The sequence below is a fragment of the Salinigranum marinum genome (genome assembly GCF_024228675.1).
Taxonomy (GTDB): Archaea; Halobacteriota; Halobacteria; order Halobacteriales; family Haloferacaceae; genus Salinigranum; species Salinigranum marinum.
In genome coordinates this window covers 297,804-314,344 of sequence record NZ_CP100462.1, presented here as the reverse complement: position 1 = coordinate 314,344, position 16,541 = coordinate 297,804, and the positions used below count along the sequence as shown (strand labels likewise).

Below are 16,541 nucleotides of genomic sequence, written 5' to 3'. Positions count from 1 at the left end.
AACTGCTCAGATCCCATCCGTGACGAGCCGTGACGACTTCAGCGTGGTCGTCGCTGCTCGGAGAGTGCAACCGGCCGCTAATCTTGAAGTGTCGTAGCCGTGTAGCGACATCGTGTGAGTACAGACGTCGTCTCTCGACTCCGAGCGTATCTAGACCGGCTCTCCCGGGCGATACTGCTACTCGGTGGGGCGTTTCTCATCGTTACCGAGATAGTCGGCAGTTTACGGGTTTGCACGGCCGGGGAGTTCTGTCCGCCCGTCGTCACTCCGGAGGCGGTCGTGACTGCGACGTTCGGAGCTGTTCTACTCTACGTCTCACGCCGATTCCAGTCGGCGTAGCGCTCTCCGCCGGCATCCGTGGACGCGACTCGTCAGTGCCCGGGGATTCACACGGATCGATGCGGGTGGTCAAATCAGCGAAGAAGCTTCCAACACCACTAACTGACCGCCACACTGATGATTTGTCGATGCCCTCCACACGACCCGTCGACCGGCCACGGGAGGCACTCGCCATTGCGAAGCGATATCTCAGACGTGAACGACCGCTGAGTGCGCTGATCGTCGTGCTCGCCGCGGCTGGATTCCTCGGCACGTTCGTTGCGACATCGCTGGTACCCGCAGTCGTCGTCGGGGTACTGCTGATCGTCGTCGCACGGGCCCCGATTATCGAATCACGCGGAACCGTCCGTCTCCGAACCGACGAGGACGCCGAATCCGTCGCCGAGTCGTTCACGGGACCGACACCGCCGATCCTCGTGTTTCAATGGGGGATTACTGACGAGATCCTTACTGGAGACGGGACGGTCACGTACCGGCTCTCGTATCTGTTCGGCTTGCGGTCGGTCGAGGTGACCGTCGATACACGGACGGATCGGACGCCGGAGGGCGGCCGTCGGATCGAGTTGGAACTCACGGTGGGCGGCCAGCCGTGGTCGACGTACGTCGTCACCGTCGACAAGCGGGGCGATGGGACCGTCGTAAAGTACGAGTACACGGCGGATCGGCGATTCGGCCTGCGGCGCATTCCTCAACGGATCGTTGCAAAACGGTACCGGGACGAAGCGCTCGAAGCTCAAGGGTTCGTCGTCGTCGAGCGAAATGAACAGTACGGCGTCGCTATCTGAACGACAGGGCAGTTATGTTGAGGAGGCCTGAAACGGAGATAGCTGAACGGCTTGGGATCCCTCCCGATTACCTTTCGCCGATCGGTATGCATCTACTGCTTACTATCGGGATCCTATTTCTCGAGTGGGATGTTGTTGAGCTAATATTCATTTATCTGAGTGAAATCGTCGTTGTCGCTGTTCTATTCGCGATCGCCGCACTGTTTGCAGCACAGCCGGTGGAAGATCACAACGCTGACAAGTGGCGTGAAGAAACGAGCCCAGTGCAACCGGTTCCAATTCTCCCGCCGATATATCCGCGAAATATCGGTCTGATCGTGAATAACATGTTTGCGTACACCGTTTTCTTCTTGTTTTTTGTTGCTATGTTTGTATCAGTCGTGGATCGGAGCATATCGTCGTTGCTCTCTCCGACGGCCGGCCTCGTGATACTCGCTATCTGTGTCTCACAACTACTACGCGTCTGGCGCGAGTTCCTCGTCGATCACTCGTATCGAGACCGATCGCCAGCAGAGGCACTCGAACTCGGCCTTCGACCGGTCGCTACGTTCGTCATCATCGCCGTGTACGTGATTGTACCCACCACTGTTGTCGTGTTGACAGCTGCGTTTGTCCTCCCCGACACAGTATCGGGGCCTGTCGTTCTAGTCGCGTATGTCCTTCCGATTGGGGCCGCTAGAGTATGGTTGCAGGATGACGCTGTCGAAACGGTGCTTCAGCATCAGGATTGACGAACGTAGAGTGCTCAAATTATTTTGCCCGGGCGACTCGTCTGTGAGGACGTGAACACCTCACCGGAGGAACTGACGCCGGTCATCACCGGGGTCTGAGCGGCGTTCTCGCGATGCTCTGGCTATCGAGCATCGGATATCTCCAAGGCTACGGAATCAGTGCGATCCTGGCGCTCTACACGGTCATCGGCGGGAGCATCGCGCTCGTCGGAGTGTTCGCCGAGCGAGCTGTCGAGCACCTATGACGTTAGTCCGCCGTGTGTGGCGACAGACCGGTCCCAAATGAAGACAGGGAACGATCACTCCGACAGGAACATGAGTAGGCGCTCAGTCAGCTCGGCGAGGAGCCAAGCGCTCAGGTTGACTGCGTGCAGGCCTGCGAGACAGACGACGACACCGACCGCTGACGCGGCCAGCGCCTCTGGAAGCGTATTGATGCTGGCTCCGACCACAGACCCGGTGTCGACGGATAACATCCCGATCTCAATGGTACCACGGAGGCCTGTGAACTCGTATTCGACACCAGGGATCCAGTAGAGGAAGGGTGTGGCTGCGAGCGTGAACCCAATCGAAAACACGACCGTAATGGCAACGAACAATGGAATACCGACGACAAACGACGCAAACCCGAACGCGACAAGCAGGTAGTTGCGGGGGGTGGTTGCGACGGTTTTCAGATACTCCGTTATGGACAGTTCGTGAGGGTCGGCGAGGGTGACGGACACGTCACGCCCGCGGAGTCGGGTCAAGAGCTCCGCTTCGACTACCCCGATGCAGCCGCCAAGCGCGAGAACACCGGCCAGTATCGGGATTCCGACGACCATCGGAACCAGGCCCACCCCCAGACTAAGACCGGTTATCAAGACCGTGAAGTAAGCGATGCCAAGCGGAAACCGGGCGAGCAGATACGCCAAGTTCGCGTAGGTCTCACGACGAAACCCGACGCCGAAGAGACGGTTCGCTAGTGACCAGCCGCCAGCTTCTGCCGTATCGAACTGTTGGCTCCGAGTCATACCGTAGTGATAGGAGGGCCAGTGTATCAACCACAGACCACTGTTCCAATCTCAGAAACAGCTCCGTGCAATCCGGTCACAGCTGACTTGCAGTTCCATCGGCACGGAGGATTTCGCACTCCCGGGTCCGTCAGACTACTCAAAAACGTCGACCAAGCTCGGTCCCACCCAGTGTTTCCAAGCGTGACATTCCGAATGTGGCCTTTTATGAATTGGTATCAATACTGAGCTGAGACCAATGGATGAGCGCCAGTGTCCGGACTGTGGTGCATCGGTGTTCGGTTAAGCATTGGATCGCCTCATGAAGGCCTCAGCCACTCGTTCGCTGAGTAAGAGCCGCGATTTCTCTGGTTGGCGGGCGTCACGAAACATCAGCTCCGACAGATTCGGCGGTGGATGTCCGAGCGACTGTGCCAGATCTTCGAGGATGAGCTGGGCGAAAGACCGGAAGGTCTTCGCCCAGCGCTCACGGGGGAACACCGTCTCTGGAAACAGCTCTTGAAACACGCCGAGCAAGGCTCTGCTGACCGTCAGTGTCAGCAGAGCCGCCACCACCAACAGGTGGACGATCGCTGGATCACTCGTCTGGAACTTCTCCAGCCCATACAGCGACTTCAGTTCCCGGAACAGCAACTCCACTTCCCACCGCAACCCGTACAGGGCCGCGATCTGCCTCGGAGTGAACGCGTCGGGGAGATTTGTGACGTACAGATGGTAGTCGTCGGTGTCCTCGTTGCGGACACCGACGACGCGAACCTCCATCGAATCGGTTGACTCCTTCCCAGCGTATGCTCGCCGCTTGAACGAGATCTCCACGGTCACATCGATTATCTCCCGTGTGAGGTCACTCAGGACGTCCTGGAGGCGACGTCCTGGCAAGGAAATGGCGCGCCCGCGCCATTTCCGCCGTTCTCCGACGATCAACGGGTTCGCGTTCGACTTCAGCCGTGTCAGGAAGAACCCACCGTTTTCCTCGATCAACGCGAACCGACGGAAATTGTAGAACCCGAGATCGAACAGCACCAACCGGCCTCGCAGCCAGCTCCCCGTGCGGAGCTGGCTGCTCTCGTGGGTGCATTCGTCGGTGAGCTGGAACTGCTCGATCGTCTGTGTCGTCGCGTTATGGACGAGGTGAAGCTTCGCGCCGGACTGATCCGCGTGAGTCGCCGGAAACTCGCTGAGGAGCCGATGCAACCGGAAGACGGTTGCATCGGCGATCAACACCTCACGAAACAACTCGAACTGGGGAGCGATCGTGTGGGGAACCGCGACCTCCTCGAGAGCGTGCTCGAGGAGGTCGCTCAACAGTGTCGCAAGTGCTGGTGTGAACCGGTCGTAAAAACTGGAGCGGGCAACAGTCTGGTTGGTCGCTGCGGAGTAAGCCCGCTGAAACCCGGCGATAGTGCGGGCTTCGCCGTCGACGGCGAAGCCCATGATGAGCGTCCAGACGAGCATCGTGATGTCGATTGTCCGGTGGCGTTGGACGACATCGCGCTCGCGCGCGATGTCTTCGATAACCGCTGCTGGAAACAGGGAAGTGAGCCGCCGTCGTATGAGGTTCGGGGAGAGCGTCTTGAACACATTCTCTCCCCACGCGGTCTACATCGATAGCTTCGTCAGTGGAGCGCAGTCACCCGATTCAACGTCTTAACCGAACACGGATGGTGTCTGGACGGTGCTGCCGGATCGTTGGCGGTAGTACGACGAGGCTGAGCGTCGGTCGAAAAATGTGCTGTCGAGAGCCGCGTGCCCAGAGTGCGGGTGTTGCTGCGCTGAAACGCGCAGCAACGCCCGCCACACCCACATCTTGAACCGATCGAACGACTTGTAGACCGTGCTGAACTCGGGCAGATCGTCCCGATCAAGCCCGAGTACATCACGTATCTCAGCCATGTACTCCAGCCGATTCGGCGTTTCACGGTAGCTATGGCCCTCTTCGAGCCAAAAGCAGTGTAGAACGACGTGGATCCAGCGGGCGAACCCGCCGCTGGCGGGCTCGCCCGCGTGCTTTCCTAAAGCTTGTTTGGCTAGGTGACGACACCGTTCAACGAAGTCGAGGAGGTCGACTTCCATAAGTCAGAATCGAATTCCTCGGCTTCACCCTTCTAAAGCAGCGATATCGACAGATTAGATCGCTATTCAACACCGCAGAATGTCCCGTTTCTAAACGGGAGGGATTCGGCGACGCCTTTGACGACGTCGATCCCTCGCTCGCGAGCGCGAACCAGCATGTCGCCAGCAGGATCGAGCCCCACTTGCATCCCGAGCGGGGCCGCGAACCGAGCGCTTCCGACACCGATCTCGATCCCGAAGCCTGGCTGCGGAATTAGTCGCTGGAGCGCCTCGACTTCGGACTGATAGGCGGCTTCGTGTGTGTCGAACCAGCCTTCGTATCGCTCGGTGTATCGTTCGAAGGGTTCGGACTTGGGCATGGTATTCGTTCGCGCGGTCTCCCCTTACGAGTACTGGAGATCGCTCAACGCATTCCGAGCTTGTAGGAGAGGCCTTGCAGTGTGAACTACCCCACCCTACTCGTCTGCTGACGCAGACTGCTTGAGGGTGGGGCTTCCTGCTTCGACGACGCGCTTTGCAGACACCGAGGTATCCACAGGAAGCACAGTCACCACAGGCGTTGCTTCGGGGTATCCCACTCCTACGTCTTCGAGGCCGCGAGAAAGAATGTTCCACGCCGCGTTCGCGTCCCTGTCCGCCTCAAACCCACAGGCCGGACAGGAGTGTTCACGGACCCACAACGGCTTCTCCGTCGAGACGCCGCAGGACGCGCACTCCTTGGTCGTCCCTCTCGGGTTGACCGCTACGAAATGCGTCCCCTCGCGCTTGCACTTGTATTCGAGCACCGAGAGAAACGTTCGCCACGCCGCAGATGCCGTCTTGCGGCTGTTCGATGGCGATTCCATCATCCCCCTTCACGTTCAGCTCTTCGACCGCCACGAGGTCGTACTCTCTCGCGTAGTGGTTCGACAACTTGTGCAGGAAGTCCCGGCGCTTTCGACGGAGGTCGGCGTGACACTCCGCTACGCACCGTCGTTGCGTCTCGTAGTTGTTCGACCCGTGTTGCTTCCGCGAAAAGTTCCGTTGCTCACGCTCCAAGCGTTCGCGCTCGTCGGAGAGGTCGAGCGACCCAACCGCCGTGCCGTCGGTGTCGTGGGCGTACGTGAGAATCCCCACGTCGATACCGACGCACTTCTCGGGGTTCTCGGGTTTCGCGGGCGGTTCATGGTCCATTTGGACCCCGAAGGTGGCGAACCACTCGCCTGTCGGTTCCTTCTTGAGTGTGACCTGTTTGAGTTTGGCGTCGTCGGGGATAGCGCGGTGGAGTCGTATCGGGATGTCCGCGAGTTTCGAGAGAGACAGCACAGTCTGACCGCCCTTCTTGCCGAGCTTGAAGCCAGACTGACTGTAGGTGAAACTGCGGAACTCGCGTGGTGGCTTCCACTTGAGTTGGCCGACACCGTAGCCATTATTCTTGAGTTTGGAGAGTCCTTTGACGTTCTGCTCGATTCGCATGACCGCTGTTTGCAGAACCGTCGAGTACACGTCCGAGAGGTCAGCTGCATAGACTCGTCGATTTCCGTCTCGGTAAGAAAAGCACTGTGCGACGTGTTCATCGAACGCTTGGCGATCGTCCGGATCGCGTCACCATCAGTTGCCGTCGCCTCTCGAATCGAGATTCCAGCGTCGCTATCAGCGTGGACTTTGACGAGGTGAACAGGGACAGGACTCAATCGGACGACGCGCTCGCTGACACTGCCGAGCATCCGTCGGTACTCCTCCGACCGTCGTTCCGTTCCCATCACGATCAGGTCGCCCCCGACCTGCCTGGCGGTATCGATGATTCCCTCGGACATGTGACTCTCTTCTCGTCCGTCGATAAAATACCGAACTCACAATCTCATATGATGGAAATCCAGCCACCCCTGAACGAATGGTCCCAGCCAGTTAGCTGACCCCTCGGCGGAAAAGCTTGATTCCCAGCATGAGCACTACACCAGTCAGGAACATCATAAAATAGATGGCGGCTCTCCGAACGTCCTCCTCCTCTTTGATCTCGGGAATCAGGTCGGAACTGGCGATGTAAATGAAATTCCCGGCTGCAAATGGAAGGAGCAGTACCGGCGTTCCTTCGATAACGCCGGCAAGATAGTACCCCACGATTCCGCCGAGGATGACGGTAGCCTGCGTCAGATAATTCAATACGAGGGCCTGCATGCGGTCGAATCCGCCGTAGACGAGCACTCCGAAATCACCGATCTCTTGAGGGATCTCGTGGAGAGCGATCGCAGCTGCCGTCACAATGCCGACGTCAATACCGAGGAGAAACGCACCGGCGACGACCAACCCATCGATGAAGTTATGAATCGTATCCGAGATCAGCACGAGATATGACACAGGTTCGTGCTCCTGTACTGCCGTGTGGTGATGATGCCAGTGAATGAACTGTTCGAGAACATAGAAGAGACAGAAGCCAACGATTAGGGACAGAAACAGGGGCAGCGTGTCCGTCGTCCCGTACTCTTGAATGGCGCGAGGGAGGAGATGGAGGAATGCGCCCCCGATCAGTCCACCGGCGGCAAGCGCGACGAGCACCAGTAGGATCTGATCCAACAGTTCGTCATTCAGAAAGAGCGTCAAGATCCCAAGCCACGCGAGGAGGCTGATCAAAACCGTCGATCCAATAATCCAGCCGAGGGGTCCCATGAAGTAGGACCACTCAGCGTCGGATGATATGGTTTCGGTGCTGTCCAGAGGTAGGGATGTCCTCTACTCGGCAAGATAGTCATAGATGCATCCCTGACCAGAACCCTTGATAAGCGGCGAGAGCAACATTCCCGAACTCACCGACACAGGTCGTTCTGTCAACAGACGCTCTTTAACCAATTCCACCGCAATCACTCACGTATGCGAGGGTTTCGGATCGGTTCGGCGTTCGGGATCCCGATCAGGCTCAACTGGACCTTTCTGATCGTCCTCCCCTTGTTCGCTGCGTTCATCGCCTGGGACGTCACCGAATTGGTGCTCGTGATCAACGAGACATTTGCCGCAACGATCGACTCCGAGCAACTGACGAGCGGATACCTCCCGTGGATACTTGCACTGGCATCAGCTCTGGGACTCTTTGTCGGCGTACTCCTACACGAGTTCGGCCCCTCGCTGGTCGCACTGCGGTACGGGTACGAGATCGATTCGATTACCCTCTGGTTGCTCGGCGGCGTGGCGAGCTTCACCGAATTCCCTGAAGACTGGCGACACGAGCTGGTGATTGCTATCGCCGGGCCAATCGTGAGCGTCCTCATCGGTATTGGCTCCTACGTCGCGTTCGTCTCACTACCGTCGAGTCTGGACCCCGTCCGCTTCGTCTTCGGCTATCTCACCGTTCTCAATATCGTGCTCGCTGCGTTCAATCTCCTCCCCGGCTTTCCGATGGACGGGGGACGTACCCTCCGGGCGATTCTCGCTCGCAATCAGCCACACGCTCGGGCGACGGCCGTGTTAAGTTAGGAACGAGGCGGTCGAAGTTCGAATGTTCTATGACCGAAATCAACCGCCTCAGCAAACCTACCGAGTGGATTGACGTGGAATTTGTGGAGCGACAGCGGACACCCGAGTTCGCGATTCAAGTCGGCGCTGTCGATGCTCGATCGCATGTACGACGACCTCGATCTCGACGTGGCCTACCGCGAGTCGGAGCGGGTTCACTCGTGAGCTTCGACGACCGCAGTACCGCGTTGATCGAACTCCTCGAAGAACTCAACGAGAGCGACCTCGAATACGTCCTCGTCGGTGGCTACGCGGTTTCAGCATTTAACACGCGGTTCTCGACGGATCTCGATATCGTCGTCCTGCCCGAGGAGAAAGACGCGCTCGTCGAGTTCCTCGAAACCCGTGACTTCGAGGAAACCGATAGCCACGCGAAGAAGTGGGTCTACGATACGGAAGTGGTCGAATACGAGAAGCGACTGTCTCCACAGCAACCGATCGGGTTTGACCTCCTTGTAAACGGCCTCGGGTGCCGACAGACAGAGGCGCAGTGGTCGTTCGACTATCTCCACAAGCACAGCGCTCAGCAGGAGATTAGCGGTGGCACCGCGACGACCACCGCTCGCGTGGTCGATGGAGCAGTCCTCGTCGCTGCCAAACTTCACAGCGGTCGCGAAACCGACCTCCGTGACGTCCTCGCCATTGCCGAGGAGATCGATCTCGATGCGGTGACGCCACATCTCCACCGAGGGGATACGGATGCGCTCCGCGCACAACTCGAACGTGGCGTCGAGATCCTCGAGAGCGACGAGCTTCGGCATGGATCTCGGAGCGACTTCGGCGCGTCGACAGTCTCCGAGTCCACAGTGGCTGATCTCAAGGGGTATCTCTCCGTGCAGATCGACCGCCTCTCCTGAGGGCTCCGGTTTATTTGCCCCGAAGGGGGGCGAGGAACGGCGACCATGCACATGCTCATACGCGTACTCGTCCCTGCAACCGACGCGACCGAGGCGGTCGGCGTCGCTCGACTCGCCCTCGACCGACTGATCGGGATCAGTGAGGGTGCGAGTACTGCCTTCGACTACTACAAGACGCTCGACGAATCGACCGCCCGGTATCGCGACCACCCACGCTATGGCGGGCTCGATTCCGCTTATCGGCTGTCGTCCGAGACCGGTGAACAACTGCTGGACGATGCGATCGAGGCACAGACGACGTGGTTCGTCGAAACTGTTGGGACGCTTCATGAGAAACTCAACAGGCTCGATCCGGCCGAGGTGATGGACGATGTCGACCTCGCCCGGTACGACTGCTATCGGACAGTTCGCTGGGCCGTCAGTCTGGATCTACGACGAGCACGGTGCCGGGCTCCGTTCCCGGAGTGCGGTCGACCGCTACGTCGAGGACCGAGACACCGATTCGCTCTGGGTGGTGCCCGCTGATGTCCACTACTAAACGGCCGACGGCGAGTCGCAGCTCGGCTAGCCGACCTGCCTCGTTCGAGGGGCGCGTAAGCCGCGGCACTCGGGAGTACTCTTGGAGGATGCAGTGAGCTTCTATGCGACAGTGACCGGCTACATCCGGTACCGAACCCTCGCGTGTCTGGAGACCGCTGTTGGCCGACTCCAGACCGGTGGCTGGCTTGACGACCACCAGCGCTGGCGGGTCGACGGGCGCGTCATCGAGCACGGTCGGGTCGAGACAATCGATACCGACCAGTTGGTGCTCGTCATCCCGCCCGGGTTGTATCGCAACCTCGCCCGGATCACTACGCGGCTGTTTGTCGGTGCGACCGACGGTGTCGTGGTGATTAGTTCGACCGACGGCTGTTTCGACGGCTGGATCGAGCGACCGCTAGCAGCAGCCACGCCGACACCATCGCCGGGGGCCATTACGAGCATCGAGGCGATCGATCTCGAGGCCTTCGCTCGTGAGTCCGGCATCGGCGTGAAGCGATTCGAGCAGACACCGCCAGACGAATACGCTGCCTGGCAGGACCGGGTCTGTCTCGCCTTCCACGATACGTTCGACCCACCGTTCCCGCCAGATCTCGTCGACCACGCTCCCGACTAACTGACTGACGACCAATCCTCGGCCCTCACCGGGCTGTTTTCCCAGATGTCCCTCAATTCGCCCAGCTACGCGACTGTCTCGACCGACCAGTGTACCGATTCCCGTCATCACGTCGACGCCGTCGACGAAACGCCGGCGAACACGTCTGACTGCTGTCCAGAATGTGACGGTGTACAGCTCGTCAGCGACGACACCGAGACGTACTGTCCCGACTGCGGTCTGATTGTGGAGGATGCCGGCTTGGACCACGGCCCGGAGTGGACGCCCTACGACGAAGCAGAGCGGCGTCGAGTCGGCGGCCCAGTGACCCCCTATGCGTCACGACTGGGGAGTCTCTGCCGAGATAGGCCAATTCCGAGACGGCCACGGTCGCGAACTCCCGGCTGCGACCCGGGCCCGCCTGCGTCGACTCCGCCGGTGGAACCGACGGGCTCGCTTCGAGAGCAAGGCCGACCAGAACCTCGCGCATGGTCTCGGTGAGATCCGTCGGATTGGTGGGGCGCTGGGCGTGGGCGAGAGCATACAGGCGGAGGCTGGTCAGCTGTTTCGCGAGGCACAGTCGGCAGATCTGATTCGCGGTCGGTCCCTCGAATCGATGGCGAGCGCCGCGGTGTACGCGGCGTGTCGCCGCCGCCGACTGCCCCGCTTTCTCGACGAGATCGCCGAGGCGGCTCGGGTCGACTGTGGGAAGTTCCGGCTGGCGTATGGGGTGCTCAATCGGGAGCTGTCACTACGGATTCCCCCAGCTTTGCCCGTCGACTTTCTCCCACGGCTGACTGATGTGCTGGAAGACATCGTCGACGTTCCGGGCATCGAGGTCGATACGGAAGCAGATCTCTCCGACGGGCAAGCCCAGCAACTCCATAACCGGATTCAACGTCGCCTAGATGACCTCGACTGAGCCGTGCAGTACAATCTCTGTAGGTCTTCACACCTATCCGCGTTCACTTCAGCTACTTCGCGAGAGATAAGTAGTATATTACCGTGCCAAAAGTCTATACTACTCCAAATCGTGGTCGGATATATGACAGACTCCGCCGCTCCCGGAACATTCGACGATGTTAACGAGGCAGTCGGCGAGGAATGGGAGGCCGAGACGACGCCGTATGAACGTGTCCGTGAAGTCATTAGCCGCGAGTATACCCCACGCTCGGCCGAGACGGTCGCAGCGGATGCACGCACGTCACCGAAGACTGCTCGGAAACATCTCACGGCACTCGCCGAGGAGGGGTTCGTCGCCACGTCGACGGGAGACCATGGCGGGACGTACTATCGTCGATCGCCGGAGTCGCTCGTCATGGAACAGGCGGCGGACATTCTCTCTCACGTCTCTGTCGATGAACTCGTGAACCGTATCGCTGCCATGCGTGAGACCATCAGTGAGTTCCAGACGGAGTACGGCGTCGAATCGCCTGAGGAACTGATGGTCGAGCAAACGAACCAAACCCTCTCTGAAGCGTCGGAGCACGAACGCGAGATCGACTCAGACACACTCCAAGAGTGGCAGACAACGCGGCGCAACCTCGCGTTCGCCAACGCCGCGCTCTCTATCGCGAACGCAGAACGGTTCGTCGGCGGAGACTCGTCGCATCTCGAAGAGAACACCTCCACACCGTAGCGTATGAACGGACCCCGTGACTCGGGTGAACGTCACTCGCTTCGAGGTGCCATCGACAGACCCGCACTCCTCGTCATCCGTGACATTTTCAACGACGAGGAACCCCTTGCAACGGCGACGTTAGACGATTTTCTCAATCCCACCACGCTCGAAGTACGGTTTGACGACGGTCTCTGTGGTGCCGACTCCTGTCGCCTTGATATCCAGTGGACGGTCCAAGACGACTACAAATTCCACTATACGGACACGCTGAACGTCAACCTCCGCTGGGGAAAACACCCTCACGGTGGCGACTATGTTCACGTCACCGGACTAGCGCACTACCACCCGCCGCCAGATGCATCGTCCGACCCAAACGATGTCGAGGAGTCCTGTATCCAACAGTCACCCGACCTTCTAGTGGCTCGTGCAGTGCTCAAACTGTGGCGGACTGCCTATCGTGCAGACTCACTCAAGCCGCTCAACTCGGGAAGGAACCCTGCTTGAGGGCTGAGTTACCGCTCTAGATGAGAACTCTCAGTCAGTCTCGTCAGGAACGAGCCGGTTCGCCGCCTTTTCTTCGTACATCGGCTGGTTTCGAGCCTCAATGGCGCGCATCTCCTCGGGGTGGCTGAACGCGTATGCGAGCGCGGCATGGACCTCAACGACTGAGATATCGTAACTTGTGGCGATCTCCTCCGGCGTGTCGTCTCCGTCGACGTAGCGCTGGTAGACGTGATATACGCCGATGCGGTGCCCTTCGATTCGGGAGTCTCCGCCCAGGATATCGTCCGTCTTCACAATCTCCGGCATCGTCCCATCCGAATTCGATTGTGACCCAGTTCCAGCCATGAGTCGTTGGTGTCCTCTGTGCGCTACTAACGCGTCTCGCATCATAACCACTCAGGTCGACCGGGCGGTCCTCATCGAGTGTTCTGTCTGGATTCTCAGTCCGCCGCTGATTTATCGACCCACAATCGGGTGGCGGGATTCCCACGCAGGTTCCGTCTCATATTCATGTCTACATCCGATCCAGATCCAGATGTCGATCGCCCCGAACCGCTCCTGGTCCTGTCGCACCTCGTCCATCGCCTGCTCAAGCGCGAGAGGGGTAGTGTCCCGCTCGAACGGGTCACCTTCCGGGTCAGCGACTACGTCGACATCGGCGACCAGGAAGCCGCCGACCTCATCAATGCTGGTGCTGCCGAGGGGATTTTCAGTCTCGACAGGGGGTCCCGTGGGAGTACGACCATCGTCGGGGTTTCGCCACAGGGACCGGAGCCGGCTGTGATCACCGAGGCCTTCGGCGGCCCTGCTGACGCGACGGGTACTGCTGACTTTCAGGCTCTCGAGGTCGTCACCGAGAGCATCGCGACCGCGCTCCGTGACGCCGGCTACGCGACGTTCACCGATCTCGCGGACGCCGACGTCAACGACCTCGCCGGGTTAACCGGGACACTGACCGAGAGCCGCGCGGAGGCCATCATCCAGGCGGCACCCCGGCACGTCCCGGTTGGCGTGTGGCTTGCCAGGAGTGCTGACGTCCGATACGGTCGTCGGGTTGACGCGACGACGGGCCGAGGGACGGCCAGGATCCTCGACATCACCACCGCCACCGAACCTGTCGGCGAACCCCGTTATCGATCCGAGGGGCTCGAGCCGGACGCTGTCGAGGCCCAGTACGTCTCGGACATCGGACGGAACGAACAGGACCCGGTGCCGACCGGGTTGCACGTCCTCGACGAACCCGATCACCCTGACGTCCCGAAGGCTGCGACCCATCCCGAGGCGGGTGACGATGCCCTGCCAGTCGATGTGTCGGGGGAAGTGGTTCCACCAGCGGTTCCGACGGAGCCGCGGCTCCAGCTTCCACTAGGTGAACTGCTTGCGAAGAAACTGGCCCGTGGGCTGGTTCCGGTCCGTTTGGTTGGCCCACGCGGCTCCGGGAAGAACTACCTCGTTAAGTACCTGTGTCACCGGACGAACCGTGGTTACGTCTCGGTGGACTGTGACGAGGCAACCCACACGGAGGACCTCTTCGGACCGCTCACGCCCACTGAAGACGGGTTGATCGCGCCTCGGAACGGCCCGGCCAAGCAAGCGCTGCTGAATGGGTCGGTGCTGGTGCTCAACGAATTCCCCGTGATGCGAGCCGGCGCCGCGATGTCGCTTCATCGCTTGCTCAACGAGGGAAAGCTCCTCGTGAAGGCTCACGGCGAGTTGGTCGAACCCCATCCGTCGACGCGAATTGTGATCACGATGAACCCGCCGACCCGTGAGTACCGGGATTCCGAGCCGATGAACTCGGCCACACGTGGTCGGTTCCGAGCGCTCAAACAGCCCTACATTCAGGACGTCGACGAGGAGGTCGCGACGCTGGATGCACAGGTGAACACCAGTCACGAGGTCGTGGACCGGGGGACACTCCGGAAAATCGTCCAGTTCGCCCACCAGACCCGGCAGAACGAGAACTGGCCCACACTCTCGACGCGAAATCTGACGATTCTCTGTGAGCACGTTGAGGACGGCGCCTCCCCGAAGGCCGCGGTGAAGAACGAGATGTGGGCAGTCGCCGAGCCGAATCAGTATCTCGACGATACCTACGAGACGCTAAACGACTATCTGTAATTGTTTCCGAGGCTCTTGCCTAACCTGGCAAACCAACTATCAGCCTACTAATATTGTCACGGACTGCCGTGCAAGATACAGAGCGTATATTCAGCAGATGTTCCACAGAACAGCCTTTGTCAGGAAATCTACAACACGGGTTCGATAGGTACAATAATACATATTGGTTTGAAATTATTTAACCATTTTGAGTAATGAAACGAGATTCCGAAATCTGGACACCCAACAATCAAGCAGCCGTAGCTTCCAATGCCACCGATGGTAAACGTCGTGCTCTCGCTGGCGCAGGTCGTCATAGCGTTGGCTCTTGTGGTACTCAACGGCTTTTTTGTCGCTGCAGAGTTCGCCTTTGTACGGATACGAGGGACATCGGTCGAACAACTTGCTGAGGAAGGACGCCCCGGCGCGGGGACACTCCAAGAAGTGATGGTGAATCTCGATGACTATCTTGCGACGACGCAACTCGGTATCACCATCGCCTCTCTTGGGTTAGGGTGGGTCGGCGAACCAGCTGTGGCGTCGCTCATCGAACCCGTGCTGGCACCGATTCTCCCTGGCGGTCTCATCCACCTCGTCGCCTTTGCAATCGGCTTTAGTTTCATCACGTTCCTCCACGTCGTCTTCGGTGAACTCGCGCCGAAGACACTCGCAATCGCCCAAACCGAGCGGCTCTCTCTGTTCCTCGCCCCACCAATGAAGATCTTCTATTACATTCTCTATCCGGGCATCGTCGTCTTCAATGGAGCTGCCAATGCATTCACGCGAGCACTCGGCGTGCCACCCGCTTCTGAAACGGATGAAACGCTCGGCGAGCGGGAGCTCCTTCGAGTACTGACTCGATCTGGCGAGGAAGGAGATATCGACGTTGCGGAAGTGACGATGATTGAGCGGGTGTTTGATCTCGACGACATCGTGGTGCGGGAGGTAATGGTTCCACGACCGGATGTGGTGAGCGTTCCAGCTGATACCTCGCTTTCTGACCTCCAGTCAATCATCCTCGAGGCGGGTCATACGCGCTATCCAGTTCTCGATGCCGACGATGGCGACCAAGTGATCGGATTCGTTGACCTCAAGGACGTGCTACGGGCGGAGGTGGAGGATGGAGATGCTGAGTTAGTAAGCGACATCGCCCGTGATATTGTCATCGCTCCCGAGACGATGGCACTGGACGACCTACTGAGACAGTTCAGAGATGATCAACAGCAAATGGCCGCAGTCATCGACGAGTGGGGAACGTTCGAGGGGATTGCGACTGTCGAAGACGTCGTCGAGGCACTCGTCGGAGACCTCCGAGATGAGTTTGATGTGGACGAACGCGAGCACTCGATTCGCCGACGTGACGATGATGGGTACGACGTTGACGGTGGCGTCCCATTGTCGAAGGTCAACGACACGTTTGAAGCAAAATTCGTAAGTGAAGAGGTCGAAACAATTGGTGGACTGGTACTCGAAAAACTCAACCGTGCGCCACAACGTGGCGATCACGTCGAGGTCGCGGGCTACATCCTTGAGGTCACAGCCGTTGATGGGACCCGAATTTCGACGGTCTGGGTCCACGAAAGGGATGAATCAGTGGAGGATTGAGTGGAGTACGGAGTTGCGCGGTGGGATCGGTCCGAGTTATCTGCGTTGTCGGAGGGGTGATTCAGGACGGTCTCGTGCGAAGTCGCTTGCAACCAAATCGTCAACTGATAAGTTCGGTTTCCGGTGGTAGAATTCCATCTGCTATGAGATATTATGGAGTTCAGCACCAGATTGGTGCGCTGTATCTTGCACGGTCTGGCTAACCTATCTGAACGCTGCTAGAACTGGCGTGCGAGATACGCGCCTTCCATCTTGCACGGGCCGTTATAATACATGACTGATATAATTTCGC

At 59.1% G+C, this 16,541-nt stretch carries 16 protein-coding genes and 6 pseudogenes; 14 read left to right on the top strand and 8 right to left on the bottom strand.

The annotated features are described in order from the left end of the window. Nucleotides 1–114 precede the first annotated feature (114 nt). The 4 genes from NKJ07_RS21645 (at nt 115) to NKJ07_RS21630 (ending at nt 2,100) form a co-directional block, all read left to right on the top strand. Nucleotides 115–339: a hypothetical protein gene (locus NKJ07_RS21645; protein WP_318570622.1), complete on the top strand. Its 225-nt coding sequence runs from the start codon at nt 115–117 to the stop codon at nt 337–339. Nucleotides 340–467: 128 nt separating this feature from the next. Then, the gene (locus NKJ07_RS21640; RefSeq protein WP_318570621.1) at nt 468–1,124 is read left to right on the top strand and encodes a hypothetical protein; all 657 of its coding nucleotides are present in this window, start codon (nt 468–470) and stop codon (nt 1,122–1,124) included. 14 nt (nt 1,125–1,138) lie between these two features. Continuing rightward, entirely contained in the window at nt 1,139–1,855 is a 717-nt protein-coding gene (locus NKJ07_RS21635; protein WP_318570620.1) for a DUF6498-containing protein, read from the top strand. Between the two features lie 113 nt (nt 1,856–1,968). Beyond that, on the top strand, nt 1,969–2,100 hold the full coding sequence (locus NKJ07_RS21630; RefSeq protein WP_318570619.1) for a hypothetical protein: 132 nt from the start codon (nt 1,969–1,971) through the stop codon (nt 2,098–2,100). A gap of 54 nt (nt 2,101–2,154) precedes the next feature. On the opposite strand, the gene NKJ07_RS21625 is transcribed toward NKJ07_RS21630, so the two are convergent. The 7 genes and pseudogenes from NKJ07_RS21625 to NKJ07_RS21595 all read right to left on the bottom strand — a co-directional run bounded on the left by NKJ07_RS21625 (nt 2,155) and on the right by NKJ07_RS21595 (nt 7,587). Beyond that, nucleotides 2,155–2,868 (bottom strand): sensor domain-containing protein, encoded by a 714-nt coding sequence (locus NKJ07_RS21625; protein ID WP_318570618.1) that lies wholly within the window; start codon nt 2,866–2,868, stop codon nt 2,155–2,157. A 282-nt stretch (nt 2,869–3,150) separates the two neighbouring features. Continuing rightward, on the bottom strand, nt 3,151–4,449 hold the full coding sequence (locus NKJ07_RS21620; protein ID WP_318569445.1) for an IS4 family transposase: 1,299 nt from the start codon (nt 4,447–4,449) through the stop codon (nt 3,151–3,153). A gap of 75 nt (nt 4,450–4,524) precedes the next feature. Further along, a pseudogene (locus tag NKJ07_RS21615) lies at nt 4,525–4,941 on the bottom strand (IS5/IS1182 family transposase); the annotation flags it as partial. A gap of 62 nt (nt 4,942–5,003) precedes the next feature. Continuing rightward, nucleotides 5,004–5,300 carry a class I SAM-dependent methyltransferase gene (locus tag NKJ07_RS21610; protein ID WP_318570617.1) on the bottom strand — a complete coding sequence of 99 codons (297 nt, stop codon included), beginning with the start codon at nt 5,298–5,300 and terminating at the stop codon, nt 5,004–5,006. Between the two features lie 96 nt (nt 5,301–5,396). Continuing rightward, nucleotides 5,397–6,438: pseudogene (locus NKJ07_RS21605) on the bottom strand (RNA-guided endonuclease InsQ/TnpB family protein); the annotation flags it as partial. A gap of 158 nt (nt 6,439–6,596) precedes the next feature. Continuing rightward, nucleotides 6,597–6,737 (bottom strand): annotated as a pseudogene (locus tag NKJ07_RS21600) (universal stress protein); the annotation flags it as partial. A gap of 91 nt (nt 6,738–6,828) precedes the next feature. Then, nucleotides 6,829–7,587, bottom strand: a complete 759-nt coding sequence (locus tag NKJ07_RS21595; protein WP_318570616.1) for a ZIP family metal transporter — start codon at nt 7,585–7,587, stop codon at nt 6,829–6,831. A 201-nt stretch (nt 7,588–7,788) separates the two neighbouring features. Here NKJ07_RS21595 and NKJ07_RS21590 point away from each other — a divergent pair. From NKJ07_RS21590 to NKJ07_RS21560, 8 genes and pseudogenes are all read left to right on the top strand, one after another. Beyond that, a pseudogene (locus tag NKJ07_RS21590) lies at nt 7,789–8,373 on the top strand (site-2 protease family protein); the annotation flags it as partial. A 215-nt stretch (nt 8,374–8,588) separates the two neighbouring features. Further along, a complete protein-coding gene (locus tag NKJ07_RS21585; protein WP_318570615.1) occupies nt 8,589–9,284 on the top strand; it encodes a hypothetical protein in 696 nt (231 codons plus the stop codon). A gap of 45 nt (nt 9,285–9,329) precedes the next feature. Further along, nucleotides 9,330–9,822: pseudogene (locus tag NKJ07_RS21580) on the top strand (DUF7995 family protein). A gap of 93 nt (nt 9,823–9,915) precedes the next feature. Further along, nucleotides 9,916–10,440: a hypothetical protein gene (locus tag NKJ07_RS21575; RefSeq protein ID WP_318570613.1), complete on the top strand. Its 525-nt coding sequence runs from the start codon at nt 9,916–9,918 to the stop codon at nt 10,438–10,440. A 45-nt stretch (nt 10,441–10,485) separates the two neighbouring features. Then, a pseudogene (locus NKJ07_RS24485) lies at nt 10,486–10,689 on the top strand (TFIIB-type zinc ribbon-containing protein); the annotation flags it as partial. Between the two features lie 64 nt (nt 10,690–10,753). Then, nucleotides 10,754–11,341 carry a transcription initiation factor IIB family protein gene (locus tag NKJ07_RS21570; RefSeq protein WP_318570612.1) on the top strand — a complete coding sequence of 196 codons (588 nt, stop codon included), beginning with the start codon at nt 10,754–10,756 and terminating at the stop codon, nt 11,339–11,341. Nucleotides 11,342–11,464: 123 nt separating this feature from the next. After that, a complete protein-coding gene (locus tag NKJ07_RS21565; protein ID WP_318570611.1) occupies nt 11,465–12,058 on the top strand; it encodes a DUF7342 family protein in 594 nt (197 codons plus the stop codon). 3 nt (nt 12,059–12,061) lie between these two features. Next, the gene (locus NKJ07_RS21560; RefSeq protein WP_318570610.1) at nt 12,062–12,544 is read left to right on the top strand and encodes a toxin-antitoxin system TumE family protein; all 483 of its coding nucleotides are present in this window, start codon (nt 12,062–12,064) and stop codon (nt 12,542–12,544) included. A gap of 30 nt (nt 12,545–12,574) precedes the next feature. On the opposite strand, the gene NKJ07_RS21555 is transcribed toward NKJ07_RS21560, so the two are convergent. Then, nucleotides 12,575–12,889, bottom strand: coding sequence for a DUF433 domain-containing protein (locus NKJ07_RS21555; RefSeq protein WP_318570609.1), 315 nt, complete (start codon nt 12,887–12,889; stop codon nt 12,575–12,577). A gap of 165 nt (nt 12,890–13,054) precedes the next feature. On the opposite strand from NKJ07_RS21555, the gene NKJ07_RS21550 reads away from it, so the two are divergent. Together NKJ07_RS21550 and NKJ07_RS21545 are read left to right on the top strand one after the other, a co-directional pair. Beyond that, entirely contained in the window at nt 13,055–14,665 is a 1,611-nt protein-coding gene (locus NKJ07_RS21550) for an AAA family ATPase (RefSeq protein ID WP_318570608.1), read from the top strand. Nucleotides 14,666–14,923: 258 nt separating this feature from the next. Further along, complete coding sequence (locus NKJ07_RS21545; protein ID WP_318570607.1) at nt 14,924–16,249, top strand: hemolysin family protein; 1,326 nt, start codon at nt 14,924–14,926, stop codon at nt 16,247–16,249. Nucleotides 16,250–16,541 lie beyond the last annotated feature (292 nt).